This is a genomic window from Burkholderia sp. Ac-20392 (assembly GCF_017104585.1).
Classification (GTDB): Bacteria; Pseudomonadota; Gammaproteobacteria; order Burkholderiales; family Burkholderiaceae; genus Burkholderia; species Burkholderia lata.
On sequence record NZ_JAAGPB010001019.1, the window covers coordinates 1 to 1,164 of the forward strand.

General features: G+C 70.5%; 1 protein-coding gene. It reads left to right on the forward strand.

What is annotated here, in order from left to right; all coding sequences use genetic code 11:
* A partial coding sequence (locus G3N99_RS40535; RefSeq protein ID WP_206125234.1) for an HAD-IC family P-type ATPase occupies positions 1-1,164 on the forward strand: 1,164 nt, incomplete at both ends.

Genomic DNA, 1,164 nt, shown 5'->3' on the forward strand with positions numbered 1-1,164 from the left:
CTACACACGCAGCTACACACCGGGCTATACATCTTTCCCCGCCCGACGCTCTTCCGATCTCCCGAGCGCGCATCGGTGCACGGCGCCGGCGCGCTCGACGCCGCCACGCTGATCGCGGCTGTCACCACAGCCGGCTACCGTGCGTCGCTCGCCGTCGCGCCATCGAGCGGCGCCACGGCCGGCATCGACGCGCAATCAGCCCACTCCGCGCAGGACCACGACGCCCGCAAGCACCTCGAAGCGATTCGCGAACGCGATCTCGTGATCTGGTCCGCCGTACTGAGCGCACCGCTCGTCGCGCCGATGCTCGTCGCGCCGTTCGGCATCGACCTGATGCTGCCCGGCTGGCTCCAGCTCCTGCTCGCATCGATCGTCCAGTTCGGCTACGGCGCGCGTTTCTATCGCGCCGCCTGGCATGCGGTGAAGGCGCGCACCGGCAACATGGATCTGCTCGTCGCGCTCGGCACGTCGGCCGCGTACGGGCTGAGCCTGTGGATGCTGGTGCGCGCCCCCCTGCATCCCGGCCACCTGTATTTCGAGGCATCGGCCGTCATCGTCACGCTGGTGCGCTTCGGCAAATGGCTCGAATCGCGCGCGAAGCGCCAGACCACCGACGCGATCCGCGCGTTGAACGCGTTGCGTCCCGATCGCGCGCGCGTCATCGAGCACGGCGTCGAGCGCGACGTACCGCTGGCGCAGGTGCGTGTCGACACCCGCGTCAGCATCCGTCCCGGCGAGCGCGTGCCCGTCGACGGCCGGATCGTGTCGGGCCGCTCGCACATCGACGAATCGCTGATCACCGGCGAAAGCCTGCCCGTGCCGAAGGACGACGGCGACGCCGTCACGGCCGGCTCGATCAACGGCGAAGGCGCGCTCGTCGTCGAAACCACCGCGATCGGCGCGGAGACGACGCTCGCGCGCATCATCCGCCTCGTCGAATCCGCGCAGGCCGAGAAGGCGCCGATCCAGCGGCTCGTCGATCGCGTGAGCGAGGTGTTCGTGCCGGCGATCCTCGGCATCGCCTTGCTGACGCTGGTCGGCTGGCTGATCGCCGGCGCCGGCACGGAAACCGCGATCCTCAACGCGGTCGCGGTGCTCGTCATCGCGTGCCCGTGCGCGCTCGGCCTCGCGACGCCCGCCGCGATCATGGCCGGCACCGGCGTC